The sequence below is a fragment of the Corynebacterium glaucum genome, from assembly GCF_030408855.1.
GTDB lineage: Bacteria > Actinomycetota > Actinomycetes > Mycobacteriales > Mycobacteriaceae > Corynebacterium > Corynebacterium glaucum.
In genome coordinates this window covers 2,492,985-2,518,481 of sequence record NZ_CP047358.1, presented here as the reverse complement: position 1 = coordinate 2,518,481, position 25,497 = coordinate 2,492,985, and the positions used below count along the sequence as shown (strand labels likewise).

At 63.9% G+C, this 25,497-nt stretch carries 22 protein-coding genes; 7 read left to right on the top strand and 15 right to left on the bottom strand.

Annotation, left to right across the window (positions count from 1 at the left end; all coding sequences use genetic code 11):
* Positions 1 to 37 precede the first annotated feature (37 nt).
* Genes CGLAUT_RS12100 through CGLAUT_RS12090 form a run of 3 tightly spaced genes read right to left on the bottom strand, consistent with a single transcriptional unit; the run spans position 38 to position 7,299 of the window.
* Positions 38 to 3,676 carry a murein biosynthesis integral membrane protein MurJ gene (locus CGLAUT_RS12100; protein ID WP_290185495.1) on the bottom strand — a complete coding sequence of 1,213 codons (3,639 nt, stop codon included), beginning with the start codon at positions 3,674 to 3,676 and terminating at the stop codon, positions 38 to 40.
* Positions 3,677 to 3,703: 27 nt separating this feature from the next.
* A complete protein-coding gene (locus CGLAUT_RS12095; RefSeq protein ID WP_290185493.1) occupies positions 3,704 to 6,343 on the bottom strand; it encodes a hypothetical protein in 2,640 nt (879 codons plus the stop codon).
* Positions 6,340 to 7,299 carry an NUDIX hydrolase gene (locus CGLAUT_RS12090; protein ID WP_290185491.1) on the bottom strand — a complete coding sequence of 320 codons (960 nt, stop codon included), beginning with the start codon at positions 7,297 to 7,299 and terminating at the stop codon, positions 6,340 to 6,342. The genes CGLAUT_RS12095 and CGLAUT_RS12090 overlap by 4 nt, the downstream gene beginning before the upstream one ends.
* A 141-nt stretch (positions 7,300 to 7,440) precedes the next feature.
* Between CGLAUT_RS12090 and CGLAUT_RS12085 the strand changes: the two genes are divergently transcribed.
* The 5 genes from CGLAUT_RS12085 to CGLAUT_RS12065 all read left to right on the top strand — a co-directional run bounded on the left by CGLAUT_RS12085 (position 7,441) and on the right by CGLAUT_RS12065 (position 11,084).
* A complete protein-coding gene (locus tag CGLAUT_RS12085) occupies positions 7,441 to 8,871 on the top strand; it encodes a CCA tRNA nucleotidyltransferase (RefSeq protein WP_290187157.1) in 1,431 nt (476 codons plus the stop codon).
* On the top strand, positions 8,864 to 9,472 hold the full coding sequence (locus CGLAUT_RS12080) for a YqgE/AlgH family protein (protein ID WP_290185489.1): 609 nt from the start codon (positions 8,864 to 8,866) through the stop codon (positions 9,470 to 9,472). The genes CGLAUT_RS12085 and CGLAUT_RS12080 overlap by 8 nt, the downstream gene beginning before the upstream one ends.
* A 13-nt stretch (positions 9,473 to 9,485) precedes the next feature.
* Positions 9,486 to 10,202 carry an AzlC family ABC transporter permease gene (locus tag CGLAUT_RS12075; RefSeq protein ID WP_290185488.1) on the top strand — a complete coding sequence of 239 codons (717 nt, stop codon included), beginning with the start codon at positions 9,486 to 9,488 and terminating at the stop codon, positions 10,200 to 10,202.
* Positions 10,203 to 10,240: 38 nt separating this feature from the next.
* Positions 10,241 to 10,549, top strand: a complete 309-nt coding sequence (locus tag CGLAUT_RS12070; protein ID WP_290187155.1) for a branched-chain amino acid transporter permease — start codon at positions 10,241 to 10,243, stop codon at positions 10,547 to 10,549.
* 130 nt (positions 10,550 to 10,679) lie between these two features.
* Positions 10,680 to 11,084 carry a hypothetical protein gene (locus CGLAUT_RS12065; protein WP_290185487.1) on the top strand — a complete coding sequence of 135 codons (405 nt, stop codon included), beginning with the start codon at positions 10,680 to 10,682 and terminating at the stop codon, positions 11,082 to 11,084.
* A 73-nt stretch (positions 11,085 to 11,157) separates the two neighbouring features.
* On the opposite strand, the gene CGLAUT_RS12060 is transcribed toward CGLAUT_RS12065, so the two are convergent.
* The 5 genes from CGLAUT_RS12060 to CGLAUT_RS12040 form a co-directional block, all read right to left on the bottom strand.
* A protein-coding gene (locus tag CGLAUT_RS12060; protein ID WP_290185486.1) for an IS3 family transposase occupies positions 11,158 to 12,500 on the bottom strand; the annotation gives its coding sequence in 2 pieces (ribosomal slippage) (positions 11,158 to 12,059 and positions 12,059 to 12,500; 1,344 coding nt in all).
* A 111-nt stretch (positions 12,501 to 12,611) separates the two neighbouring features.
* Complete coding sequence (locus tag CGLAUT_RS12055; RefSeq protein ID WP_290185485.1) at positions 12,612 to 12,917, bottom strand: hypothetical protein; 306 nt, start codon at positions 12,915 to 12,917, stop codon at positions 12,612 to 12,614.
* Between the two features lie 12 nt (positions 12,918 to 12,929).
* Positions 12,930 to 13,898 (bottom strand): bile acid:sodium symporter family protein, encoded by a 969-nt coding sequence (locus tag CGLAUT_RS12050; protein ID WP_290185483.1) that lies wholly within the window; start codon positions 13,896 to 13,898, stop codon positions 12,930 to 12,932.
* A 21-nt stretch (positions 13,899 to 13,919) separates the two neighbouring features.
* Positions 13,920 to 14,591: a VIT1/CCC1 transporter family protein gene (locus CGLAUT_RS12045; protein ID WP_290187153.1), complete on the bottom strand. Its 672-nt coding sequence runs from the start codon at positions 14,589 to 14,591 to the stop codon at positions 13,920 to 13,922.
* A 233-nt stretch (positions 14,592 to 14,824) separates the two neighbouring features.
* Entirely contained in the window at positions 14,825 to 15,175 is a 351-nt protein-coding gene (locus CGLAUT_RS12040) for a Rieske (2Fe-2S) protein (protein WP_343898721.1), read from the bottom strand.
* A gap of 104 nt (positions 15,176 to 15,279) precedes the next feature.
* Between CGLAUT_RS12040 and CGLAUT_RS12035 the strand changes: the two genes are divergently transcribed.
* Positions 15,280 to 16,362: an NADH:flavin oxidoreductase/NADH oxidase gene (locus CGLAUT_RS12035; RefSeq protein ID WP_290185481.1), complete on the top strand. Its 1,083-nt coding sequence runs from the start codon at positions 15,280 to 15,282 to the stop codon at positions 16,360 to 16,362.
* Between the two features lie 8 nt (positions 16,363 to 16,370).
* On the opposite strand, the gene trpA is transcribed toward CGLAUT_RS12035, so the two are convergent.
* The 7 genes from trpA to CGLAUT_RS12000 all read right to left on the bottom strand — a co-directional run bounded on the left by trpA (position 16,371) and on the right by CGLAUT_RS12000 (position 23,853).
* Positions 16,371 to 17,213, bottom strand: coding sequence for a tryptophan synthase subunit alpha (gene trpA / locus CGLAUT_RS12030; RefSeq protein ID WP_290185479.1), 843 nt, complete (start codon positions 17,211 to 17,213; stop codon positions 16,371 to 16,373).
* Positions 17,214 to 18,521 carry a tryptophan synthase subunit beta gene (gene trpB, locus CGLAUT_RS12025; RefSeq protein WP_290185478.1) on the bottom strand — a complete coding sequence of 436 codons (1,308 nt, stop codon included), beginning with the start codon at positions 18,519 to 18,521 and terminating at the stop codon, positions 17,214 to 17,216.
* A gap of 11 nt (positions 18,522 to 18,532) precedes the next feature.
* The gene (gene trpCF, locus CGLAUT_RS12020; RefSeq protein ID WP_290185477.1) at positions 18,533 to 19,957 is read right to left on the bottom strand and encodes a bifunctional indole-3-glycerol-phosphate synthase TrpC/phosphoribosylanthranilate isomerase TrpF; all 1,425 of its coding nucleotides are present in this window, start codon (positions 19,955 to 19,957) and stop codon (positions 18,533 to 18,535) included.
* Entirely contained in the window at positions 19,950 to 20,975 is a 1,026-nt protein-coding gene (gene trpD / locus CGLAUT_RS12015; RefSeq protein ID WP_290185475.1) for an anthranilate phosphoribosyltransferase, read from the bottom strand. Before trpD ends, trpCF begins: the two co-directional genes overlap by 8 nt.
* Entirely contained in the window at positions 20,962 to 21,615 is a 654-nt protein-coding gene (locus tag CGLAUT_RS12010; RefSeq protein ID WP_290185473.1) for a glutamine amidotransferase-related protein, read from the bottom strand. Before CGLAUT_RS12010 ends, trpD begins: the two co-directional genes overlap by 14 nt.
* Positions 21,612 to 23,180 carry an anthranilate synthase component 1 gene (locus CGLAUT_RS12005; protein ID WP_290185471.1) on the bottom strand — a complete coding sequence of 523 codons (1,569 nt, stop codon included), beginning with the start codon at positions 23,178 to 23,180 and terminating at the stop codon, positions 21,612 to 21,614. Before CGLAUT_RS12005 ends, CGLAUT_RS12010 begins: the two co-directional genes overlap by 4 nt.
* Positions 23,181 to 23,391: 211 nt before the next feature.
* Positions 23,392 to 23,853, bottom strand: a complete 462-nt coding sequence (locus CGLAUT_RS12000) for an SdpI family protein (protein ID WP_290185469.1) — start codon at positions 23,851 to 23,853, stop codon at positions 23,392 to 23,394.
* A gap of 112 nt (positions 23,854 to 23,965) precedes the next feature.
* On the opposite strand from CGLAUT_RS12000, the gene CGLAUT_RS11995 reads away from it, so the two are divergent.
* Positions 23,966 to 25,273, top strand: a complete 1,308-nt coding sequence (locus tag CGLAUT_RS11995) for a dicarboxylate/amino acid:cation symporter (protein ID WP_290185468.1) — start codon at positions 23,966 to 23,968, stop codon at positions 25,271 to 25,273.
* Positions 25,274 to 25,497: the final 224 nt, after the last annotated feature.

The following is a 25,497-nucleotide window of genomic DNA, read 5'->3' as shown; positions in this document are numbered from 1 at the left end:
CCTCGCGTGCCCACTTCAGTGGGCAAGGGCAGGGTGCTTATCGACGGTCCGTGTACCCAATCACCGAGACTTCCCGCAAGGTGGCGCGGCCGGGGCCAGCGTCATCATCCGCGTCGTCCCGGGGCGGCAGGTAGACCAGCACCGCTTCGAGGCGTGTGGCGGAGAGCTCGTCCGACTTCACGTCGATATTGTTCTGCCCCGTGTGGAAGGTGCCGTCTGCGAGCTGCGGCAGCCCGTCGAAGTCGATCGTGTCCAGGCCGCGGCCCTCGGGTACGCCGTAGACCTCGTAGGGCCCGCCTTCGCTGGCTGCGTTGATAAGCAGGTGTTCAAGGGTGAACGCTCCGGTGTCATCGCTTTCGGGGCGGAGGACGAGCACAGTGTCGCGCTTGGTCACCCAGGTGGTGCTGGTGTCATTGTCGACGGTGTTGGCGACGTCGTTGGGCGGGGTATTGGCTTGATCGGAGTTCCCGTTGCTGAACTCCTCGCTTTTGGGGGCGGGGTCACCGTCCGGTGTCAGTGCCGTGGCGGTCAGCGGACCGATGACCACGGGCAGGCCGGTGGCGCGCTCCGATTCGTCGACAGTTTCGCTCGGTGCTTCGCTGGGGTCTTGCTCACCCTGGATTGACTCCGGGTTCAGTGGCCCGTCCGTCTCGTCGCTGGAGAAGAATCCGACGAGGTATGCGGTGAGGGCAGCAATGGTCACCACCGAGGCCACTGCGGTCGCCATGAGGATGACAACGGCCACCGGGCTGTAGCGTCGCGAGCCGAAGCCCCCGCGCAGCTCGTCCGGATCGTCGTAGACGGTTTCTTGCGGCCCGACCTGGTTGAGGCGTACCGGGTCGTCGGTAGGTGTCGACGCCGGCGCCGAATCCTGCTGCTCCCCACGGGTCGGATGATCGGTGACCGTACCGGGGAGGTTGGCTTCTCTGCGGAGCGCTGCCTGGATGTCTTGGAAGTCGTGGGCTTCGATCGCCTGGGCTTCGACAAGCGCACGGGTGTTTCGGGTCAGCTCCGCCAGCGCGTCGGAGTTGGTGTTCGCCGTGAGTAGCTCTAACCCGGAGGCGAACGCTGCGGCATCGCCCGCTGGGGTGGAATCGGGCAGCACGGCGGGGAATGCGAGGCGGATTTTGCCCTCGGTGTCGATACGCAGGCGCTGTCGGTTGTCTAGGCCAAGCGGTGCGTCTTGGCTCTGCGCGAGTGCCAACAGGCCAGCAAGCGGCGCGAGCGCGTTCGCCACTGCTTCGGTGTGCAGGGTCAGACCGGAGTCGGTGACCGCTTTGACCGAGCTGCCCTCGATCCAGTCCGCGACCACGAGTGCGCCTGTGCGGTACGACAGCACCTCGATGTTGTCTGCGACAGCGGGGTGCTTGAGCTTGGCAATCTTGCTGGTGCGCTGGACCACGCCTCCGGCATTGATCGCAGCGTCGCGGGGGGTTGCCGGTGCCATCGGGGATGCGCCTGTGGTGTCGACGAAGGTGAGGGCCACTTTCCTGCCGGTGGTGACTTCGCGGGCCTGCCAGAAGCGGGCCCCGGTCGTGGCGCCGTGCTCGCGAATGAGGCGGAAGCGGCCGTCGGATACTCGTGCGCCGGGCACCAGTCGTGGGCCGCGCACCACACCTGCGGACATCGGCGGCGGGACCGGAGAGGCGTTAAAGAAATCGGTGGCCAGGAACTGGGTGGAGACGTCGCGCGGATCCACCTGGCCGGTGTCGATTGCGCGCTTCTCGTCCGGGCTGATGAAGCGGGACAGGCCTGGGACCCTGGTGAGCGCGCGGCCGAGGTTCTGCACCTCGGGGAGGCCGGAGCGGGCGAGCACGAGGCCCGTGATCACGAGGAAGACCAGGCCGAGGAGCATGACCTCAATGAGCAGGCCGAGCGACGGCGTGCCGATGAGCGAACCCAAAAAGGCCGGCATGTCCACACCAAAAGCGCCGCGGACGACCCAGCGCAGCACGAAGGTCGCCGCCAAGCCCACGAGTGACGCAGCAAGTGCCCAGGTTGAGGTGTAGAGGATTGTGCCCACCTGTAGTGTGCCCAGTTTGCGTTTGAGTAGCTGCGCACCGATGACCGCGCCGGCGACGAAGCCGAAGCCATTCGCGGCGCCGAGCAGCACCACTACCTGCTCCGGGCTGCTCGCCACCGTGGGCGCCAGGTAAGACAGGAAGATCTTGGTCAGCGTGATGCCGGCGATGATGAGGGTTGGCGTCCACGCTTCTTCGCGTGCGTAGAAGACACGTAGGTGCAGCATTACCAGCGCGTAGGGAATTAATGTGAACGCGGAGAAGCTCACCGTCAGACCGAGGATGTGCGCGGCCTGCGGCGAGAAGTCGCCGTACGCAAAGAGCGCGTTGCCGATCTCGGGGCCGAGACCCGTCATGAAGACGATGATGGGAATCAGCGCGATGAAGGTTAGCTTGGTGCCCAGCGTGAGGTCGCGGACCACAGCCTGGTCGTCTCCATCGGCCGCGTTGCGGCTCATACGCGGCATGATCGCAGTCAGCAGCGTGACGCCGATGATGCCGTAGGGCACCTGCAGCAGCATCCAGTGCTGTTGGTAAATGAACGGCGCGGCTTCCGATGCCATCGACGCGATGCGGGTGGTCACGATGTAGCCGGCCTGGCTGACCGCGACGTAGGCGATGATCGCCAGCGCCATGCCGCCGAATTGCTTGAGCCTGTCGTCGAGACCCCACAGCGGAGTGAGGTTGATGCCCAGCTTGCGCAACGCTGGGAGCATGATGGCGCACTGCACCACCACACCAAGCGTGGTGCCCAGGCCCAGCAGTAGCACGTGAGGGTTGCTGACCGTGGTCGGTGCCGCCGGGTTAAGGCTTCCCGGGATGGCCATGTACATGATGAGCACCGCGATGGACACGACGTTGTTCGCCACTGGGGCCCACGCGCCTGGACGGAAATGCTCCTTCGTGTTCAGGATTGCCATAAACAGCGAGAACATGCCGTAGAAGAAGACTTGCGGCAGCACGAGGTAGGCGAATGAGGTGGCTTGGATGACGTTGACTTTGCCTTCGTCGTCAAGAAACAGCCTTGTGAGCAGCGGCGCTGCGACTACGGTGAGCACGGTTACGGTGACCATCAACGTCAGCGTGAGCGTGAACAGCTGCCGCACGAAGCGCTCACCGCGGTCGGCGTCTTCCTTCTCCGCGCGCACGAGCACTGGTACCACGAGAGCGGTCAACACGGAGCCCAGCACGATTTCCGTGATCAAGTTCGGCAGCTGGTTCGCGGTGTTGAACGCGGAGGCGACTGCCGGCCCGAGGGCCGCACCGATGAGCACGGTGCGGATAAATCCCGTGATGCGTGAGATGAGCGTTGCCACCGCCATCGAACCGGTAGCGCGCACAACGGACTCGTTCGAAGTGCTTGCCCCCTCCTCCCCCGAAGCCTTGGTGGCTACCGCAGATTCGGTGGCGACTCCGGGGGCCTCACCGGCCATCACGCCGCCTGCGGCGGTTTCCGCTGGCGTGGAAGGTGCGATGGTCTCGCCCTTCGGGCTGGTGGTCAGCAGGGAGCGGTCCGGGGCGCCTGTCTCCTCGGCCGGTGTTTGCTTCCGAACGCGAGGGGCGGGAACCGGTGCAGGCGGAGCTGGGGTGACGATGCGGCGGCGCAGGCCAGCATCCGGCTGGGTGCCGTCCTGCTGATTCACGTCGTTGTCCATTGGATTGCTTTTTAGCTACCTTTCTAGCTACTGGGTACTACCGCGTCGTGGTAACTCGTTGTCACGGGGTTCTGGTGGAGGGTTGGGCGGCTTACGCGGTGGAGCCTTCCTCGACGCTATGCGCCAAGGCGGAGATTGCGAGCGCGCCGCCGTGCTGCGCTTTTGCCGCTTCCCCACCGAGTACAGCAAGAGCAGGGCAGCGCCGACTGTGCCGATCGCTAGCAGCACCCAGCCTGGCACCGCAGAACTTGGGGTGCGTACCGAGATTTCCACTGGCTGGGAAATCGCATGGCCCTGCGGCCCGGCGAGGTAGAGCTTCAAGTCGGTGCTGCGTGCTTGGCGCGGCAAGTCTGCGGTCATCTGGAGAGTGACTGAGCCGCGCGCCGGGATGCGCACGCTGTCCGGAACGTTGAGACGAGCGCCGTCGGGGGCGGTGTACAAAATCGCGGTGTCCACCGGCAGCGGCATCCCGTTTTGCGCGACAATGAGCAGCGGACTCGACGGAGAGGTGCGCGTGTAGACGTTGCCCGGCGGGATCAGGTTGACTGCGGAGCGGAGCTCTCCGAGCACACCGCGTGACTCGGTTAACCGGGCGGCGCTCGCCTCCGTCGCGGTGGTGTGCTCCGCCATCGACTGCCTGCGCGTCAGCGAAAACGCGGTGAGAATGTCGCGCCGCAGCGGCAGCGTGAACCCGTAACGGGTAAGCGCGATCGACGGGTCAGGCGCTAACAGCGTCGAGAGGTCGTTAATAAACCGCGTCTGCTGCGTGGCGTTGAGGATTTCGCTGTCGGAAAAGACAGTCGGGTCCGCATACTCGGTGCCCACTCGCTCGGCAGGAGGCACGGCAGTGTCAGCGGGCACCTCGAGGTATGCATCGAACGCTACGGGCGCGGCCGTACCGGAGTGCAGCACGTCGGCAACAGTTCCCAGGAGCACAGCCGCAGCATCGGCATCCCAATGGGCCGGAGCGTTCACTAGTACCGGTTGCGCCGCCGGCTCGCTCTCGAACGACACCGCGTTCTGCAGCGCCAACCGCACCGCAGCCGCGGCGTTGACATTCCGCGCGGCGGGAGAATCCAGCGCGTAGTCGTAGCGCAGAGGCTCGTTGGAGTAACCCACCGTCGCTGGCTGCTGCCCCATTGCGGCCAGCGTCGCGCCCAGCGAATCTTGAAAGCGCACCGCCATCACGCCCGGCGCCATCCACGCAAAACGCTCGTCGCTGCCGCCGGCTGGAACTGCAGTATCCGCGGCGACGAGCACCCGCACCGGCGACACCGGTTCAGGTGCGGCAGCCCAGGCGGGAGTCACCGTATCGAAGCGCTCCAGCGAGCTGCGCGACCCTTCACCCGGAAACAGGGGGCGATCGTTGTCCTGCGGTCCCTCCGCACCAGGGTTGGCGGTGGCGCTCGCTACCGCGCGCTCCCAAGAACCGCTGAGTCCCTCTTCGGGGATGGTGGAACGTGAGTGATCCCCCCACCCGAGCACAGGCACAGCGTCTGCTTCCGTATACCCGGCGGGCGGTACAACCACATTTGTAACGCCGGTAAAGCCCAGCACCCGGCCAAGCACGAACGGGCCTCGCTCGATCGCTTCGCGCACCATCCATGGGTCACCGGTCCGCGCCAACGCGTTGAGGTCCGCATTTGCCCACGGCATCGCCACGGTGCAGCCCGATTCGGCGATCAGCCGCACCTTGGCTAGCCACGCCGCTGCGTCCTCCGCACCTTTGCCGGGGTTGCCGTGCGTCTCGGTGGCTTCATCGCCCCAGCTGTCGCGCAGACGCTTCGGCTCCTCCACTACGGGTGCGCGCTCATCGGCAACGATGTAGCCATCTGCCATGCGGTCCACGGTCTCAATCAGCGCCGGGTCGAGTGCCACGCACGTCGCAGCCTCAACGGCTGGGTCCTTCGCCGCCTCCAGGTACGCGTCTGCGAGTTCGGTCAGTCTCCCGCCCGGCGCGAGCTGGTCGGCGAGGTCCTCGCTCGCCAGAACCAGCTGTGGCGATTCCGGAGCCTCTCCGGTTTCGCCCGCCAGAATGTCCACCTGCGCGGTGATCGGGTACAGCACACTCACTCCCGCTGGTTGCGCACCCTCCGGCAGTTGCCCGGGCACCGTTACGTGAAACCGCTCGGTACTCAATGGCGCGCCCGAGCCATCGTCTAGTTCAAACAGCAGCGGGTACGTGCCCGGAGTGGTCAGCGCAAGTTCATCCGGGTCAATGGAGAGTTCAAACACCACTGATCTACCCGCCTCAATGCCGGTGGGAAGGTCACGGCTGGAGCCGGTCGTCGTATATTCGCTTGTCGACGCCACGCTGGCCACGCGCTGATCACGCACCGAGCCCGTCGCGGGCGCCCGATGCGGTGTGATGGTGAGGTCGCGAAGCTCGGCGTCAGTTCGGTTAATGACGCGAAGTTTCACGTGAAACGGCTCGTTTTCGACCACGGAAGGGGCGTCGACAAGCGAAAGCTCTGCGACCTGCCCCTCCCCTGGCCGAACTGCCGGGTTGGCCCATTCCTCGGCGACCTCGGGATTGGAGGGGTCGAGCGGGACGGCGAGCGCGGAGGCAGCCGGCGCAGTGAGCACCGCAGTGAGCACCGTAGTGAGGCTTGTGGCGGCGCCGGCGGCGAGGGCCCGCACAAATGCGCGCGGCGCGAGGCGGCTCATCGCGGGGTGGCCCTTCCGGCTTCAGCTTCCTTTCTGGCCAGATCGGGCATGCGGTCGACGGCGATGCGGGCGAGTTTGCGCTCGTCAGCGTAGGCGAGGCGCTCGATGAGTTCGTTCATGGGCACCCAGGCGACCTCGGTGACCTCGGGGTCCTCGTCGTTGAACACGCCGTCGACGTAGCGCAGCAGGTTGTGGTGCACGGTCTTGTGGATGCGCACGCCGTCGGACACAAACCAGTAATCGATGGTGCCCAGGGTGTCGAAGGCTTGGCCGTAGATGCCGGTTTCCTCCCACACCTCGCGCTCGGCCGTGCGCCACTGGTGCTCGCCATCTTCCACGTGGCCCTTCGGCATGGACCATAAAAGGCGTCCGCGACGGTCTAACCTGCCGATCAGCGCGGTGTAGATGCGGGAAAGATCGACGTGGCCGTTCGAACCGACCGCCTCGGCCATGCCGGAGACGACGAGGCCGCCGGCGGAAGTCTCGTCACGGGTGTCAATTGCCGAGTCGAAGCGCTGCTGGTATTGCGGCTTGCGGCGCTGCTCATGGCTGCGGTGCTGGTTCGGCCGGTTCGATCCTCCCCTGCCACGGCCGCGGCGACGGCGCTGCTGGCTGGACTTACCCGCACCTTGCTTGCTGGCACCTTGCTTGCCCGCGCCTTGCTTGCTGGCACCTTGCTTGCTTGTGCTCTGCTTGGCTGAGCCCCGCTTGGACTCCCCCGACTTTTCGACGCCGGTCTTCTCGCTGCGGGATTTCTGCGAACCCTGCGAACCCTGCTGACCAGCCTGGCCCGCGGCTTGGGCCGCGCCGCTGCGACCCTTGCCCCGGCCACGTCGACGCCGCCGCTTTGAGCCGCCTGAACCACTCGCCCCCGAGCCCGGCGAGCGCCTCTGCTCGCCCAGGGATGCGTCCCGGGGTGCAGAGGTGCCCGGAACGGGCCGAGTGTTCTCAGTCATTCGTCTCATGGTATCCGCTGTGCAGGCAAATGTGGTACTTCACCGCTGCCGGGTATCGTCTTACGGGTGACAACGCCTGCAACCCCTCCAAATCTATTCGACCTGCCCAACCCGGACGACCCGAATGCGGTCGCGGTGTTGATGGCACGGGTGCAGGGAGTCGTCGATAAGCAAAAGCCCTTGCTTGCACCGCTGGCTGAAGCTTTCGTGGCGCGCGGCGAGTCCTTATATCTTGTGGGCGGGCCGGTGCGCGATGCGATGCTGGGCAAAGTGAGCCATGACCTGGACTTCACCACATCTGCGCGGCCCGAGGTGATCCGGGAGATCCTCGACGCTTGGGGCGAGAAGACCTGGGACACCGGCATTGAGTACGGCACGGTCAGCGCGGTGAAGCACGGCCAGCAGGTTGAGATCACGACGTTTCGCGCGGATCTCTACGACGGCGTGACCCGCAACCCCGAGGTGACCTTCGGCGACACCCTCGATGGCGACCTGGTGCGGCGCGACTTTGCGTGCAATGCGATGGCAGTGGAGCTTTCGCTTATCGACGGCACCTTTGCACCGCAATTCCACGATCCTGTCGATGGCCTTGAGGATGTGCTGCATCGCCGCCTAGATACCCCGCAGGCGCCCGAGGTGAGCTTCCGCGACGACCCGCTGCGGATGCTGCGCGCGGCGCGTTTCGTATCTCAACTGGGATTTTCGGTGGCGCCGCGGGTGTTCGACGCGATGCGCGATATGGCAGACGAGATCAACCGGATCACCGCGGAGCGCGTGCAGGCGGAGCTGGACAAGCTCATGGTCGGTGCACAGCCGTGGGAGGGTATTGATCTGCTGGTGCGAACCGGGTTGGCCGACCACGTGCTGCCCGAGATTCCTGCGCTGCAGCTGGAGCGCGATGAGCACATGCAGCACAAAGACGTCTACCGCCACTCGCTGACCGTGCTGCGCCAGGCCACCGAGCTTGAGGACCCGGAGGAGGAACCGGACCTGAAGCTGCGCTGGGCGGCGTTGTTGCACGACATCGGCAAGCCCGCGACGCGTGCTGTGAAGGAGGGCGGCGGGGTGAGCTTCCACCACCACGAGGTGGTTGGCGCAAAGATGGCGCGCAAGCGGCTCAAGGCGCTGAAGTACCCGAAGCACGTGATCGAGGACGTGGGGCAGTTGGTGTTTCTTCACATGCGCTTCCACGGGTTCGGTGAAGGCCAGTGGACTGATTCGGCGGTGCGCCGCTACGTCACCGACGCCGGTGAGCTGCTGCCGAAGCTGCACAAGCTCGTGCGTGCCGATTCGACCACGCGCAACCCGAAGAAGGCGCGTCGGTTGCAGCGCACATACGACCACCTCGAGGAGCGCATCGCGGAGATCGCTGCCAAGGAGGATCTCGCGCGGGTGCGCCCGGATTTGGATGGCAACGAGATCATGCAAATCCTGGACCTCAATCCGGGCCCCGAGGTGGGCAAGGCGTGGAAGTATATGAAGGAACTGCGCTTGGAGCGCGGTGAACTCGACCACGACGAGGCGGTCGCCGAGCTAAAAGCTTGGTGGGAGCAGGAGCGCAGCAATGCCTGAGTACTTCTACGCGGACCGGTTGTTCAACGCGCTTGAGCGCGAAGACCCGGCGCCCGGTATGCTCCTGGTCGCGGCACCGGGCATGTTCTCCCCCGAGTTTGCGCGCACCGTTGTGCTCGTGCTCGAGCACAATTCGGAACAAACCGTGGGTGTGGTGCTCAACCGCCGCAGCGAGCTTGCCGTGGCCAACATCATGCCCGAGTGGGCGGAGCTCATGGCCGCGCCGCAGGCGGTCTATGTCGGCGGGCCGGTCGAGCCGCAGGCTGGCATCGGTGTCGGCGTGACCAAGAACGGCGTCGAACTCGAGGGGCATCCCTACTTCACTCGGCTGGCCAATAAGCTCGTCCACGTCGATCTTGGGGCGGACCCCGGGGCGCTTGCTGATGAGCTGGAGGGCATGCGGGTCTACGCAGGCTATTCCGGGTGGGAGCAGGGGCAGCTTGACGACGAAATCCAGCGCGGCGACTGGTACATTGCCCCAGCCCTTCCCTCTGATGTGATCGCGCCGGCCGGGATCGATCTGTGGGCGGATGTGCTGCGCCGCCAGCCGATGCCGCTACCGCTGTTCGCCACGTTCCCGGCCAACATCGAGGACAACTGAGGCGTGATCGCAGATGTCCGTTTCACGTGAAACGCGCGAGGAGATCCGGGCTGGACTTCGCGATTCCTGGGTGGTCGGTCTCGGCCTGATTCCGTTGGGTCTGGCCTTCGGCCTCTTAATGACGCAGGCTGGATACGCGTGGTGGTGGACGCCAATCTTCTCGACCGTGATCCTCGCCGGGTCGATGGAGTTCCTGGCCATAGACATGGTGATCACCGGCGTCGGTCCGCTTTCCAGCGCGCTGACCGCGTTCATGGTGAACTTCCGCCACATCTTTTACGGGCTCACTTTTCCGCGCCACATTCTGCACGGCGCCACTTCGAAATGCTACTCCACCTACTCCCTAACGGATGAGGCCTACGCGGTGGTTTCCACCCAACAGGCCAAGGGCGAACTGTCCGCGCCGCGACTGCTCACCATCCAGGGTTTCATCCACTCCATGTGGTTGCTCGCCGGCATTGTCGGTGCAGTGGCTGGTTATGTTCTGCCGCCTGACCTAGAAGGCATGGAGTTTGCTCTTACCGCGCTGTTCGCGGTCCTGGCCAGGGAATCATTCCGCGCCGCACGTGACTATTCGGCGCCGCTCATTGCCGTGGCACTCGCCCTGGTTGCTGCGGTACTTCTGCCCGGGCAGATGCTGATGGTGGCGTTGATCGCGTACTTTTGCGTACTCCTTGCCCGGTTCTGGTCGCCGCGACTGGATGCAGCACTCACGTGGAGGCGGCGCTAGTGGGCAACTACGGCCTCCCACCCGGTGTCTCGCTGGAGATGGCCGCCGCCGTCCTCGTCCCGACTGCGATCGTCACGGTGCTCTTGCGCGCTCTCCCCTTTTCATTGTTGAAGGTGCTGCGAAACAGCCCGTTCATTGAATTCCTCGGCGTTCTCATGCCCGTGGGTGTGATGACGGTGCTCGTCATCTACACGCTTGTGGGTTACTCGGCCGAGCCAGCTCGGTTGGGGGTGGCCGTGGGCTGTCTCGTCTTCACGCTCTTGCTCCAACGCTGGAGGCGGCGCGCTGATCTTTCGATCCTCGGTGGCACCGCGCTCTACATGCTGATCGTGAACCTGCTGCTGTGAACCTAGCAGTTAGATAAGAGAATTTGAATTGGCCTGTAACAAACGGGTAAAGCGATTAGATATAGAAAACTAGAGTCTTACTCTGGCTCTGTTCCAGCCTTTTTGACCAACACATATGAAGGAGCTTCCGATGAAGCGTCTCGCGACCGCAGCTCTCGCTGCCGCAACTGCACTCACGATCTCGACCGTTCCGGCACTCGCTGCGGACGACAAGGAGGGCTCGTCCCTCGCCGACACGACCATCTCCAAGTCCGGTGAGTCCTCCCTCTCCAGCGACGACAAGTCCGGCGAGAAGGGCTCTTCCTCCCTCACCGACAAGTCCGGCGACATCAAGCTCTCCAGCGACGACAAGTCCGGCGAGAAGGGCTCCTCCTCCCTCACCGACGACAAGTCCGGCGACATCAAGCTCTCCAGCGACAACGAGAGCGACAAGGACAGCAACCGTAACCTCCTGATCGGCCTGGGCATCCTCGCTGCACTGATCGGCGCATTCAACTTCGCAATGCAGTCGGGCGTGCTCCCGTTCAAGATCTAGGATTCACTCCCTCCTAGAGAAAGATCCCACCCCGCTCCTTGAACTGGCCCCCGAAAGTTGGACTGGTTTAATTCTAGGCGGTGAGGGGCTCAAGGGTCTGATTCCGATATTGCATCGGGGTCAGGCCCTTGAGTCGTTGTTGGATGCGTTCGGTGTTGTACCACTGGATGTACTCATCGATCGCTTGTTTGAACTCCGCGACAGTGCCGAAAACTTCCCCGTGGTACATCTCTGTTTTCAAGTGCCCAAAGAAGTTCTCCATAACCGCGTTGTCGTAGCAATTGGCCTTACGCGACATGGACTGAACGCCGCCGTTGTCGTGGATCAGATTGCGCCAGCTCGGGTGCTGGTACTGAAAGCCTTGATCGGTATGCATCATCCACCCGGGTTCAGGGTCACACGCCGCGATCGCCTTGGATAAAGAATCGGCGGTAAAGACTGTCGACGGCGATGTGGCTACGGTGTGAGCGACGATTGAGCGGTCGAACAGGTCCATCACCGGTGATAGGTATATCTTGCGGCCTGCGACCCTGAACTCGGTGACGTCGCTGACAAAGACTCTGTTTGGCGTGCCTGGGGTGAACTTGCGTTCAAGCTTGTTGTCAGCAATGTGGCTGATCGTCCCAGCGTAGGAAACATAAGGCCTGCGTCGGCGGACCTTGGCTCGAAGACCCATCTCACGCATGAGTTTGTAGACGAGTTTGTGGTTGACCACCCAGCCCTGGTTACGCAAGTCCAGCAGCACCCGCCGGTAGCCGTAGCGATGCTTGTTACGCTCGAAGCTTTCCCGGATCGCGTCTTTGATCGCAGCGTGCTTATCTGGCTCGCTGAGTCGTTTCTGGTGGTAGAAGAACGTCGACCGTGGGATACCAGCTGCCTCTAGCAGGTACTCCAAGCGGTGGTGCGACTTGAGGATGACGATCGCCTGAACTTTCAGGCGCGTCCCTGCTTCCTCAAGTCCCGCAATTTTTTTAGATACGCGTTTTCCGCTTCCAACCGCGCAATCTGGCGGCGCAGCTTCTCCTCTTCTGTAAGTCGCTTCGGCTCGGCCGAGCCTTTGGGTCTGCCCTTCGGCTTCGGTTTCAACGCCTCATCGCCACCTTTGCGCCATTTCCAGGACCAATCTTTGACAAGCTGGTCTGACGACAGGCCAAACTCACGCGCAAGATCCATCTTGGTCTCGCCGGCAAGGTGGCGCTCGACAACTTCCTTTTTGATCTCGTACGAGTACTGCTGCTTTGTCGGCTTCTCCACAAGACATAGCCTGCCATGCAGCTGAAACCGCCGATAGAGGTTACGCGTGGCACTTATCGAACCCCCGACCATGTTCGCAGCAGCTCTACATCCCATGCCCAGTTCGAAACACTCCACCAACTGTTCGCGCTGATATTCGCTCAGCGAACTTCGTGCTCTCAATGAAAAACTGCTCCCCACTAGTCGGTAACTGATTTCTCAGTCCAACTAATGGGGAGCAGTACACCTTTCGGATGCGAGGTGGGATTCTTCTATTTGGGTGGCTAGGCGCGTCTAGCCCGGGAACTTCGCACGTGCCTCTTCCCACAGGCCCTCAAACGCCTCCTGTGACAGCCGCGTCGCGGTGATCCCCTCGAAGTTGTTGTACGCATCCGGGTGCGGCACGGTGCCCATCGGCTCGTTTGCTTGGCCGATGACGCGACCGTCGATAAAAATGCCCGTGATGGTTTCCGATGGATCGAGCTCGATCATGCGAACCATCGTGCAGGTATCGGCGCTGATTTCTTCCAACTCGGCGATGTTCAGCAGCTCGCCCCCGAGTTCGGGGACCTGGTAGTGGATGCGGACGTAGTGCTTCACGGGATGCCTTTCTCAGGAGGATTGTTCGCTTGCGATGCGCGAGACGTAGGCGGAACAGAGTATCAGCTGCACGAGGTGGTAGATCATCAGCGGGATGATGAGCACCCCGAGCGTAGCCCCGCCGAAGATCACCGAGGCCATGGGAAGCCCGGTCGCCAACGACTTTTGCGTGCCGCACATCTGAATCGCCACCACATCCGGGCGCGGGAATCCGAGCTTTTCCGGAACCACCTTGGTCACCCACAGCATGATCACGACGAGCAGCACAGCGAATACCACCAGGAACATGATCTCCCACAGCGCGATATTGCTCCACACTCCCGAGACCACGCCTTGCGAGAACGCCGAGTAGACCACCATCCAGATCGATCCGCGATCCACAATCTTCGTCGCCTTCGACTTTGCAACCTCGCGGACTTTTGACACGAAGTTGTGCGCCAGCTGCCCCAGGACAAACGGCAGCAGCAGCTGCAGGGAAATGTTGATGAACACCGAGGTATCCACATGGATCCCGTCCCCCGCGCCCATCAAAAGCATCACCAGCAGGGGGGTTAAAAGCACACCGCTTAACGACGACATGCTGGCCGCCACTACCGCCCCCGGGACGTTTCCGCGCGCGATGCCAGTCAGCGCAACCGATGACTGCACGGTGGAGGGAACGAGCGTCATGAACAAGATGCCCTGGTACACCTCGGTGGAAATGAACGCCGTCGTTGGCCGGAGCGCAACTCCGATGAGTGGATAGACCAGGAACGTGAATGCGAGGATGGTGGCGTGCAGGCGCCAGTTGGTCAGGCCTTTGAGAGCTTCCTGGGTGGATAGGCGAGCACCGTAGAGAAAGAACAGCAGCGCGATGGCGAGTTTGGTTGCAACGCCGAAGGCGTCAGCGAAAGTGCCACGCGCTGGGACGATGAAGGCAATGATCGTCGCCGCGATGATGCCAAGTAGCAGCGGGTCGATCTTTTTCAGGAAACCAGGCATGCGCCTTAGTGTAAGCGCACGCTACGCGACGCTGGTTCCCAGCAGGGAGCCTGCTCCGAAGGTCACCGCGAGCGCGAGGGCTCCGCCAACCACCAGTCGCACCACGGCGCGACCGGGCTTGGCGTTGCCCAGCTTTGCTGAGATAAAGCCGGTCACCGCCAGCGCAATCAGCGTCACGATCATGGTTATCAGGGGACGCGCGGAGGCGGGCGCCGCGATGATAGTGACCAGCGGGATGAGAGCGCCGACGAAGAACGCAAGGAAAGAGGCGATGGCCGCGGACCAGGGGCTGACAAGGTCTTCCTCGTCGATGCCGTAGTGCACCTCGAGGTGTGCTGCGAGCGGATCGTTGGCGGTGCGTTCCTGCGCAACCGCGAGTGCAGTTTCCTCGCTCAGGCCGGAGTTCTTGTAGGCCTGCACGAGGTGGTTGAACTCACCTGCGGGGTCGTTGTCGTGCAAGTTGCGCTCCGTACCGATCGCCGCGTTCTCCGCGTCGCGCTGCGAGGAGACAGAGACGTACTCCCCCAGCGCCATAGACACCGCACCACCAACAAGCGCCGCCACACCGGCGGTGATGATTTCGCGCGAACTCGATGTCGCACCCGCAACACCGACGACCACAGCGGCGGTGGAGACAATGCCGTCGTTGGCGCCGAGCACGGCGGCGCGCAGACGGTTGAGCTTCTCCCCCATGCCGTAGGTCTTCACCTCGACCTCGTGGAGGACAACATCATTCTGGGACTTGGAAACCGCGGCTGGGGCAGCGGCTGGGGCAGCGTTGGAAGCAGCCTGGTTTTGACTCATAACTGCTAATACAACTGCATCTTTTACCGGCGCGCAAGCAAGGCAATGCACTCTTATCGCAGTTCAGCCATAATTTATGCAAGCAAGCCTAAGCTCGCTCAGCGAGACAAACCCGCACCGAGCTACATGTTCTGTGCGGAGAGCGAGTCGCCGCCGTCGACAAGCGATGCTTCTTTGAGATCGTCCTTGGCGGGACCGGAGAGTACTTTGCCGTCGGCGATGGAAAAGGTAGAACCGTGCTTCGGGCAGCGCACGATGTCGCCTTGCACTTGGGTGATGCGGGACGACTCGTGTGGGCACACGTTGGAGTATGCGACGAATTCGCCCTCGGTGGGCTGCGCGATGATGAAGCCGTCGAGAATCACGGCGCTGCCCACGGGTACATCGGTTTTGGCAACCTTCTCGTCCACCTCCGTGCCGCAGGCGGCGAGAAACGCGCCGGCGAAGGTGGTCGCGGTGCCCAGGATGAACATCCGGCGGGAGCAGAGCGGCGGGTTGGAACTGGCAGCGGCATCGTCAACAAAGGTCATGGACTCACCGTAATCCGTTCTGGTCAACACTGCTATACCCTGGCCGCATGCGCATAGCTGAGCCCATGACCCTGCGTTCCCTATCCGTCCGCAACCGCATCTGGATGTCGCCTATGTGCCAGTACCGCTGCCGTGGCGGCGACGGTGTTCCGGGCGATTGGCACATGGTGCACTACGGTTCCCGCGCGGCCGGCGGGTTCGGCCTCATCATCGCCGAAGCTAGCGGCATCGCCCCCGAGGGTCGCATCTCCAACTACTGCGCGGGCCTGTGGAGCGACGAGCAGACCGCCGCATGGGCACCGATCGTTGCGTTCGCCCAATCCATGGGAGCCGCGATGGGCATCCAACTCAACCACGCCGGCCGAAAAGCGTCCACCTACCCGATGCTGCCGGGCGTGCAGGGCCGCGGCACCATCCCTGCCACAGAAGGCGGGTGGCAGAGCGTCGGCCCGTCACCGGTAGCTGCAGAGCGCCAGGCTGCACCCCGGGAGCTCACCTTAGAGGAGGTTCGCGGCATACCGGAGCAGTTCGCACAAGCTTGTCGACGCGCTGTTGATGCCGGTTTCGACCTCGTAGAACTCCACGCGGCGCACGGCTACCTGCTGCACCAGTTTCTCTCGCCCTTCTCCAACCAACGCACCGACGACTACGGCGGCTCGTTTGAAAACCGCTCTCGCCTGCTACTCGAAGTCGTGGACGCTGCGCGCAGCGCCATCCCCGAATCGATGCCGCTGCTGGTGCGCCTTTCCGCCACCGAGTGGCTTGATCCGGAGGGTTTCACCCTGGACGAGGCGAGCGAGCTTTCCACGCTGCTCAAGCAGCGCGGAGTGGATCTGATCGACGTCTCCACCTCCGGCAACGTCGCCGCCTCGATCCCGGTGGAGCCGGGCTACCAAGTCCGCTTTGCTAGCGAGCTGCGCCGGGCCAGCGGGCTGCCCACCGCCGCCGTCGGGTTGATCACCTCCGGCAAGCAGGCTGAAGCCGTCTTGAAGGCCGGTGATGCGGACGCGGTGATGATCGGCCGGGCCTCGCTGCGGGACGCCGAGTGGCCCATTAACGCGCTGCGCTCCCTCGGCGCGGGCGCGGACGAGTTGCCGTACCCGGATTCGTATTTTCGCGGGTGGCGCTAAGCCGCGCGTTACGGCCTTTGCGTCGCTGCTTTCATCGCCTGCACGTACTCAGTCAGCTCTGCCTTGAGCGCATCCATGTCCATGATCCGGCCGGGGTTCGGGTGCTCGTGCTCGACGTATTTCGCGATGATGTTTGTGATCGCAGAGCCGGTAATCGCACCCGTCGCCCCCGCCGCAATCGCATCAGCCACGTGCTGCGGCTTGGAGATGCCAAAGCCCAGCAGAACCGGGGCACCGCCGAAGGATCGAACATTATCGACGACCTCACGTAGGCCCTCAACAGTCGCCTCGTTGTCCGCACCCGTGACACCGTCGCGCGAGATCGCGTAGATGTAGCCGCGGGAGCTGGCCGCCACGCCCTCGAGCGTCTCGCGAGATGCCCTCGCCGGTGCGATGTAAATGGGGTCAATGCCCTGTGCCACTGCTGCCTCGCTGAAGGGGGCGGATTCGCGCACCGGGACGTCGGGAAGCAAAATGCTGTCGGCCCCAGCCTCGTGGAACTCGCGGTAGAAGCGCTCGAGTCCGCGCACGTAGGCGACGTTGGCGTAGATGAGCATGCCGATGGGCAGCTCCGGGTAACGCTCGCGGAGCACACGCACCTGGTTCAACGCCTTGTCTACGGTGGAGCCGCCGTCCAGCGCGCGCACGTGCGCGCCTTGGATCGCGGGGCCGTCCGCCACCGGATCTGAGAACGGCACACCGAGCTCCACGGCGTCCGCGCCGGCGTCGACAACAGTGCTGATGATCTCGAGTGCGTCCTCCGGCGTCGGGTCGGAGAGCATGATGAAGGGCACGAAGGCGCCCTCTCCCTTCGCTTCGAGGCGGTCGAATGCAGTTTGGTAGCGGCTCATCTACTTCGCCTCCTCGGCGTGTTCGGGGGAACCGGTGGTCTCTGTGGTATCAGAATTTGCGTGCGCAGCGCCCGGGCCGCCGAGCACCCAGTCGGCGTGCTCATCCAACGTGGCGCGGACGTGGGCGACGTCTTTGTCGCCGCGGCCGGATAGCGCGACCAAGATGTTCAGCGGCTCGGCATCGCGCGGGTGCTCTGCGGCGCGCTGGAGCGCGTAGGCCATCGCGTGCGAAGACTCTAGCGCCGGGATGATGCCCTCGTGCCGCGACAGGAGCTGGAAGGCCCGCAGCGCTTCCTGGTCGGTCACCGGCACGTACTTGGCGCGGCCCGACTTGGCCAGGTATGCGTGCTCCGGGCCCACCGCCGGATAGTCCAGGCCCGCGGAAATGGAGTAGGACTCCTCCACCTGGCCGTCCTCATCGCGCATCAGGTACGAGCGCGTGCCGTGCAGGATACCGATGGTCCCCGCCGCGATCGCCGCGCCGTGCTTGCCTACCCCGTAGCCTTCGCCGCCGGGCTCGGCGCCGATGAGTTCCACGCCTTCTTTGTCAATGAAATCCGCGAACATGCCGATGGCATTCGAGCCGCCACCGACGCACGCCACCACCGCATCCGGCAGCTTCCCGATGCGCTCGAGCATCTGCGCGCGGGCCTCGGTGGAGATTACGCGGTGGAACTCCTTCACTATCTTTGGGAACGGGTGCGGGCCCGCCGCGGTGCCCAGCAGGTAGTGCGACTCGTGGAATGTCGCCGTCCAATCGCGCAGCGCCTCGTTCACCGCGTCCTTGAGCGTGCCGGCGCCGGACTCCACGCCAACCACCTCTGCGCCCATGAGGCGCATGCGGTACACGTTCGGCTCCTGGCGGGCCATGTCCACCTTGCCCATGTAAATCACGCATTCGAGGCCCAGGAGTGCGCACGCGAGCGCGGTCGCGGTGCCGTGCTGTCCCGCACCGGTCTCCGCGATGATCCGCGTCTTGCCCATCTGCTTCGCCAGCAGCGCCTGCCCGATTACCTGGTTCGTCTTGTGCGCGCCGCCGTGCACCAGATCCTCGCGCTTGAGAAAGATCCGCGCGTTCGCGCCGTCGAGCGGCAGGTTGCGGCATTCGGTCAGCGGCGTCGGGCGCCCGAGGTAGTCGCGCAGCAGCGCGCGGTATTCCGCCATGAACTCCTCGTCCTCCATGGCGTCCACAAACGCGCGCTCAAGCTGGTTGAGCGCGGGCATGAGCGATTCGGGCACGAACTGTCCACCGAATTCACCGTAGTAAGCAGGCAGCAGCGTCGAGCCGCCGTGCGCGTTGTCAGTCACAGAAATCGTCCTTAGTAGTGAAAATTGCCAATCAGGTCGAAGGTCGCTTGCAGCGCCGCCGCATTCTTGCGGCCGGCCCACACGCCGGCAGTCTCGGGATACTCCACCCCCGAGTTCAGGTCCACACCAGCACAGCCTACGGCGAGTGCTTCCTCGACGTTCGCAGGGGAAATGCCGCCGGCAAGAAGAGCTTTTTGCTTAACGACGTCCGGAACCGCCCCCCAGTCAAACCTCTCCCCCGAACCACCGTCTCGGGCATCAAGCACCAACATGTCGACGTGGTCGGCAATTGCCTGTGCGGTGGCCGGGCCGTGCTGCTCCGTCATAGAGACGGCGCGCCAGATCTCGAGGCCCTCCCCGATCTCTGAGCGCACACGAGCGATGAGGTCGAGCTCAGCCTCGGTACTCCCCTGGTAGGGCCCATGGATTTGCACGGCGTGGAGGCCCTCTAGGTCAGCGAGTTCGCCCCAGCCCTCGGTGCGGCGGGACACGGCGACGTACCGGAGGCCCGGTTCGTGCGCGATGATGTCTTTCGCCGTTTCACGTGAAACATTGCGCGGGCTCGCTTCCTCGAAGATCAGTCCGCCGTAAACGGCGCCGGAGGCCTTCGCTGCTTGCGCGGCCGAACGTGCGGTCAGCCCGCACACTTTGTTCGGGCCGTAGACCAGCATGCGCACCGCAAGGTCGATGTCCGGCTGGCTCGTGAGTTGTGACCCGACGAGGAACCCGTCGGAGTGCCCGCCGAGGCGCCGCACCGTCTCCACGTCGCGGATTCCCGACTCGGAAACCACTACCGCGTCCGCCGGCGCAAAACGGGCGAGCTGCGCAGAGCGATCCAGGTCGATAGTCAGGTCGTGGAGGTTGCGGTGGTTCACGCCGAAGATCTTCGCCCCGAGGCGTGCAGCGCGCTGGGCCTCTGCCTCGTCGATCACTTCGGTGAGCACGTCGAGGCCAAGATGCTCGGCCAGTGCAGAAAGACGGGTGTACTCCTCGTCGTTCAGCACCGAGAGCATAAGCAGCACCGCATCTGCCCCGTAGTAGCGCGCGGCGTAGAGCTGCACCTCGTCGATGATGAAGTCCTTGCACAGCACGGGCAGGTGCGTCGTTGCGGCGACGGTGGCGAGGTGGTCGTAGTCGCCGCCGAACTTGTCCGGCTCGCACAGTACCGAGATGCCGGCGGCTTTGTACGCCGGGCGGGAGTAGACGGTTGCGATCGCGCCGGGCTCGTAGTGTTCGCGGATCAGCCCGAGTGAAGGGGAGGCCGCCTTGCACTCGAGGATGAACGAGGTGCCGGGGCGGCGCAAGCCGTCGTAAAGCGAGCGCTCCGATTTAGGTAACGTGTCGAAATCTACGTGGGCAACGCGCTTCCGAATTTCGTCAAGGTGACGTTTCCGCCCTTCCACGATTCCCTCGAGGACGGTGGGAAGTTTAGGCACTGTAGTCCGCCTCCTCGTGTTGCTGGAGCCAGCGTTCGACGGTGCCGTCGGCAAGCAGCGTGCGCGCGTGATCGACACCCGCGGCGATGGAACCGGTGGTGCCGTTGAGATAGAACATCGCACCGGCGTTGAGGGAGATAGCGTCACGATGTGCCTCGGGGCCTCGCCCGGCGAAGGTCTCGCGCATCATTGTGGCGTTCTCAGCACCGTCGCCGCCGACGAGCGCTTCCAACGGGTGGCGGGCAACACCGAGCTCCTCCGGGGTGAGCGTGTAGTGCGTGATCTCGCCGTCGCGCAGTTCCCACACGAGCGTGTCGCCGTGAACAGCGATCTCGTCGGTGCCCGCGCCGTGGACGACCAGCGCTCGAGAGCGCCCGAGCTCACGCAGGGTCTCCGCAATAATTTGTCCCAAACCAGGATTAGCAATCCCCATAATTTGGAACTCCGGACGACCTGGCGAGAGCAGTGGGCCCATCGTGTTGAACAGCGTGGGCACGCCAAGCGCCTTGCGCACCGGCTGCACAAAAGCCACTGCCGGGTTGTAGGCGGGCGCGAAGAGGAAGGTGAAGTTCGACGACTCGAACTGGCGCACCGCACGATCCGGGTCGAGGTCGAGCGGAATGTTCAGCGCCTCGAGCACGTCCGCGGAGCCGGACTTTGAACTCACCGAACGGTTGCCGTGCTTGACCATCTTCACCCCACCTGCGGCCGCCACCAACGAGGCCGCGGTGGTGATGTTGATCGTGTTCGCGCCGTCGCCGCCGGTGCCGGCGGAATCCATGATCCCCTCCCCCGTCACCGGGAACGGCCGACCCGCAATCAGGAACGCTTTCGCGGCGCCCGCGATGTCCTCGAAGGTCTCGCCGCGGGTGCGAATCGTGGCCAGCAACGCAGCGATGTGCACGTCGTCGTAGTCGCCGACGGTCAGCGGCGTGAACGCCTCTACCGCCTCGTCGAGAGTCGGCGCCGGGTTGTCCAAGAAGCGCCGCAGGACTTCCAGTGAGCTATCGCTGGCCATCGGTATCGCCTTTCTTCGCTTTCGTCGTCTGGTTGAGGAGCTGCTCCACGCAGCGCTGCAGGATGAGCGGACCCGCAGGAGTCAGGATGGATTCAGGGTGAAATTGCAGACCAATGCTCATGCCGTCGGTGGTCTCCGCGGCCATGATCACATCACCGATCCGCGTCTCCGTCCACGCAAGCGCGCGCATGCCATCCGGCTCGTGCGTTGCGCCGAGCGAGTGGTAGCGCGCCACCGGCACGGAACGGCCCGGTTCGCCGGGCACACCGTCCGTCGTCAAGCCAGCAAAGATCGGCGAGTCCAGGCCGGCATCAGTGAGCATCATGCTTATCGACGACCCGTGCTCCGGCCCGCACGGCTCCACCCGTCCCCCGTGGTGCTCTACCAGGGCTTGGTAGCCAAGGCAGATACCCAGGATCGGGATGCGGCCCTGGGCCCGTTCGATGACCTCCATCATGCAGCCCGCGTCGCCCGGGTACCCGGGACCGGGTGAGAGCACGATGAGGTCTGGATGCGAATCCAGCACCGTGCCGGCGCTGACGGTGTTGCGGTAGACCACTGTGTTCTGGCCCTCTAGACCCGCAAGCGCATCGACGAGGTTGTAGACAAATGAGTCGTGGTTATCCAGCAGTACGATCATTTCGCGACCTCCAATTCAGCGTCCGCGGCCTTAGCCAGGGCGCTCAAGACGGCGTAGGCCTTGTGCAGTGTTTCGTCGGCTTCTGCTTGCGGGTTGGAGTCGCGCACCACGCCGGCGCCCGCCTGAACCACGGCCGTTTCACGTGAAACATATGCCGAACGGATTACGATGCAGGTGTCGAAGTCGCCGGAGCCGGTGAGGTACCCCACCGCCCCGCCGTAGGAACCGCGGCGCACTCCCTCGAGGTCACGCAGCAGCTCCGTCGCGCGCAGTTTGGGGGCGCCGGTGAGCGTGCCCATGTTCATGCACGCGCGGTACGCGTCGAGCGCGTCGAGGTCGTCCGCCAGCGTCGCGGTCACCCGTGAGACCAGGTGCATGACGCGGGAATAGCGGTCCACCTGGAGCAGCTCCGCCACCTCGCGCGTCCCCGGCGCAGCCACCCGAGCCATGTCGTTGCGCGCTAGGTCGACCAGCATCGTGTGCTCCGCGACCTCTTTCGCGTCGGTGCGCAGCTGCAGCTCCATGCGGGTGTCCAGCTCGTGGTTCACGCTGCCGTCGGGGTTGAGACCGCGTGGGCGGGTACCGGCAATCGGGTAGAGCTGCACCTCACGAGTCTCCGCGTCGAACTTCAAGTTCGACTCCGGGGAGGCACCGAAGAGCTCATACGGTTCGCCGTCGCGACCCACCCCGCGCACGTAGAACATGTACGGCGAGGGGTTAGTCTCGCGCAGCGCCCGGTACGCGGCGAACGCGTCGAGACACTGGGCGCTGAAGCTACGCGAGGGCACCACCTGGTAAATATCGCCGCACTCGATGGAACCTTTGAGCTTCTCGACGTCCGCGCCAAACGCCGTATCCCCGACATTCGGCCGGACGTTCAGGGTGTTGGCGGGGTTGGGAGCCGCCGTGTAGGCGTGCTCATCGGCAGGCTCGGCAGCGTCGATCGCGGCGGCGAGCGCGGTGAGGTCGATACCGTCACCAGCTGCGTCGACTCCCGCGAGGTACGCCGTCTTGGATTGGTGGTCGACGCGGAGCAAAACCTCGGCCAGCACGAACTGGTAATCGGGGTAGGTGTTCACGCTTTCGCTGACACGCGGAAGTTCCTCGAAGGTTTCCAAGTAGTCGAAAGCGAAGCCGCCCGCGAGCATCGGGAAGTCTTCGTTGCCGTAGCTGGCGTGGGTGGTTAGTGCCCGCAGCACCTCGACCGAACTGATCGCGGTAAGGCGCTCGCGCTCGTCTGCGGCGGCGGAGGCTGGGAACTCGTAGACCTGCTCCCCCGCGGCGTCGTTAAGCAAATGCTCTGCGAGCTCCGAGCGGACCTGATCGGCGAGCACTTGGCCGGAATCGGTGAGGGGCTCGACCGTGACGCGGGTGCCGTTGCACGTGACGCGCAGCGATGAGGCGAGGACCGCGACAGATTGAAGGCCGGACTTGGTGGTGATGTCGGCCGATTCCAAAAGCACCGCGTCGGTGGTCTCGAGTCCGCCGAGGTGCGCGAAGAGGCTCGAAGCGTCCTCGTGGTAGCGCACCTCGTGGCGGGTGAACCGTGGTGGGGGTTTGCTCATCTGTGGTCCTTGGTCGTATCTGCTTTGCACCGAGGATCTTAAGAGCGAAAAGGCCCGCGGTGCTTGGTTGGGTTCCAAGCCGGCGGGCCGGTGAAATGACTTCTCAAGGCACGCCGTCTACGCGCGCCACCACCAGTTTTGGTTCTCGGAGAAAGTCACGGGATTCAGCGTAGCGCATGGGTGTGAGGTGGGCAACAGCGGGCGCGGTGCGCTAGCGTTCGTCGGCTTTGCCGGCCGCGCGGCGCAGGGCATCCACGTCCACTGCCGGCGTCGGTTTGGATGGCGCGGGTGATTCGGCTTCGGCGGTCAAATGTTCGTCGATAAGCGCAGCTGTTTTGGCTCCGTAATTGCCGCCGATGGAGAGTGCGACGAGTCCAGCGACAAACGCGATGACCGGCGCAACCCACAGCCAGCCGTGCGCGATGAAGCTGAACGCTGCGCCGATGGCCATGGCGACTCCGGCGAGGCTCCAGAAGGGGCCGACGACGCGGTGTGCCTGCACCCAGATCCGTTCTTCCTTGCGCACCTCGGGCACGCGCAGACCGATGGCCTTGTTGCCGGGGAGTTTGCCTGCGGCAGCGACTCCGCCGAGGACCACCAGCACGACCGCGACGATGATGAAGAGGCTGCCAACAGTGATGTTCAGGGTGGTCATGGCTGCAAACGGAGACATGCGTCCAGCTTAAACTCCGCCGGCGCATGCGCCGAATCCGTATCTGGTGTGATGCGTGCGACTCGCCCGCCCCGATTCCGCCAGGAGCACATGGGTGGGCGAGAATAGCGTTATGAGATCAAAAATCCTGCGTTCGTTGCTGCTCTGGGTGGTCGTGGCCATCATCCTGGGCTATCTGTGCAGCCTCTTCTTCCCCGACTGGCTCGCCCGCGTGTTTGTCACGTTCAACGGCCTGTTCTCCAACTTCCTGGGCTTCTTCGTGCCGGTGCTCATCTTCGCGCTGATCACCCCTGCGATTGCGGGCCTGGGCCGCGGCGCCGGTAAGTGGCTGGGCATTACAGCCGGTATCGCCTACGGTTCCACGATCATCTCCGGGTTCATCGCCTGGGGTACCGCGGTGGCGCTGTACCCACGCATGCTTGACGGCCGCAGTTTGGTCACCGGCGTCCAAGATCCGTCGGAAGGCGGCCTCTCCCCTTACTTCGAGGTGGAGATGCCCGCGCCGTTTGAGGTGATGAGTGCGCTGCTGCTGGCTTTTGTCGTCGGCCTGGCCATGACGGCGGTGAAGTCGAACAACCTCTACAACGTGCTCGAGGAGCTGAACGACGTTGTGCTCAAGGTCGTGACCACGTTTGTCATCCCGCTGCTGCCGGTGTTCATCTTCGGCACCTTCCTCAATCTGGGCATGAACGAGAACTTCGGCGACACCATGGCCGCCATGGGCGTGGTGTTGGTCCTCTCCATCGTGATGACCATTGTGATCGTCCTCCTGCAGTACCTTGCCGCCGGCATCATCGCGGGTGTGAACCCGTTCACCGCACTCAAGAACATGCTGCCGGCGTACTTCACGGCGCTGGGCACCTCCTCCTCTGCCGCGACCATCCCGGTCACCCTTAGCTCGACGCTGAAGAACAAGGTGGACGAGGACGTCGCCGGTTTCGTCGTGCCGCTCTGCGCCACGATCCACCTTTCCGGCTCGATGATGAAGATCACGCTCTACGCGCTCTCCATCGTCTACATGGCCAACATGGACATCTCCGGCGGCCAGATCCTCGGCTTCATCTTGCTGCTGGGCATCATGATGATCGCGGCTCCGGGCGTGCCGGGCGGCGCAATCATGGCCGCCGTCGGCCTGCTCCAGGCGAACCTCGGCTTCGACGAGTCCATGATCTCGCTGATGATCGCGTCCTACATCGTGGTCGACAGCTTCGGCACCGCCGCAAACGTCACGGGCGACGGGGCGATTGCGCTCATCGTCAACAAGTTCGCCGCGGGTCGCATCAAGGGGACTTCGCTTAACGACGACAGCGTTGAACCTTCCCACACCGTTTCACGTGAAACGGACGTGTTGGATGAAAGCGGGGCAGTCGTGCCGGATACCACTGTGAATCCGGCCTCGGGTTCGACCGCGGTAAAGTAGCGGCTTCCCGGTAACCGTTCACCCTCAGGCGCCTCCCCCCGCGGGCGGCGCCTTCTTTGTTGCGACCATCAGGGATAGTGAATGACGCATCAGTGAAGCAGAAACAGTGATTGTAGGCCGTCAGTGATGTTAAGAGACGTATCAGTGAAGCTGGAACCTCGATTTCGGGCTATCAGTGATACGAAAACGGCTGTCAGTGAGCTTCAGTTGCATCTGCTCGCCCA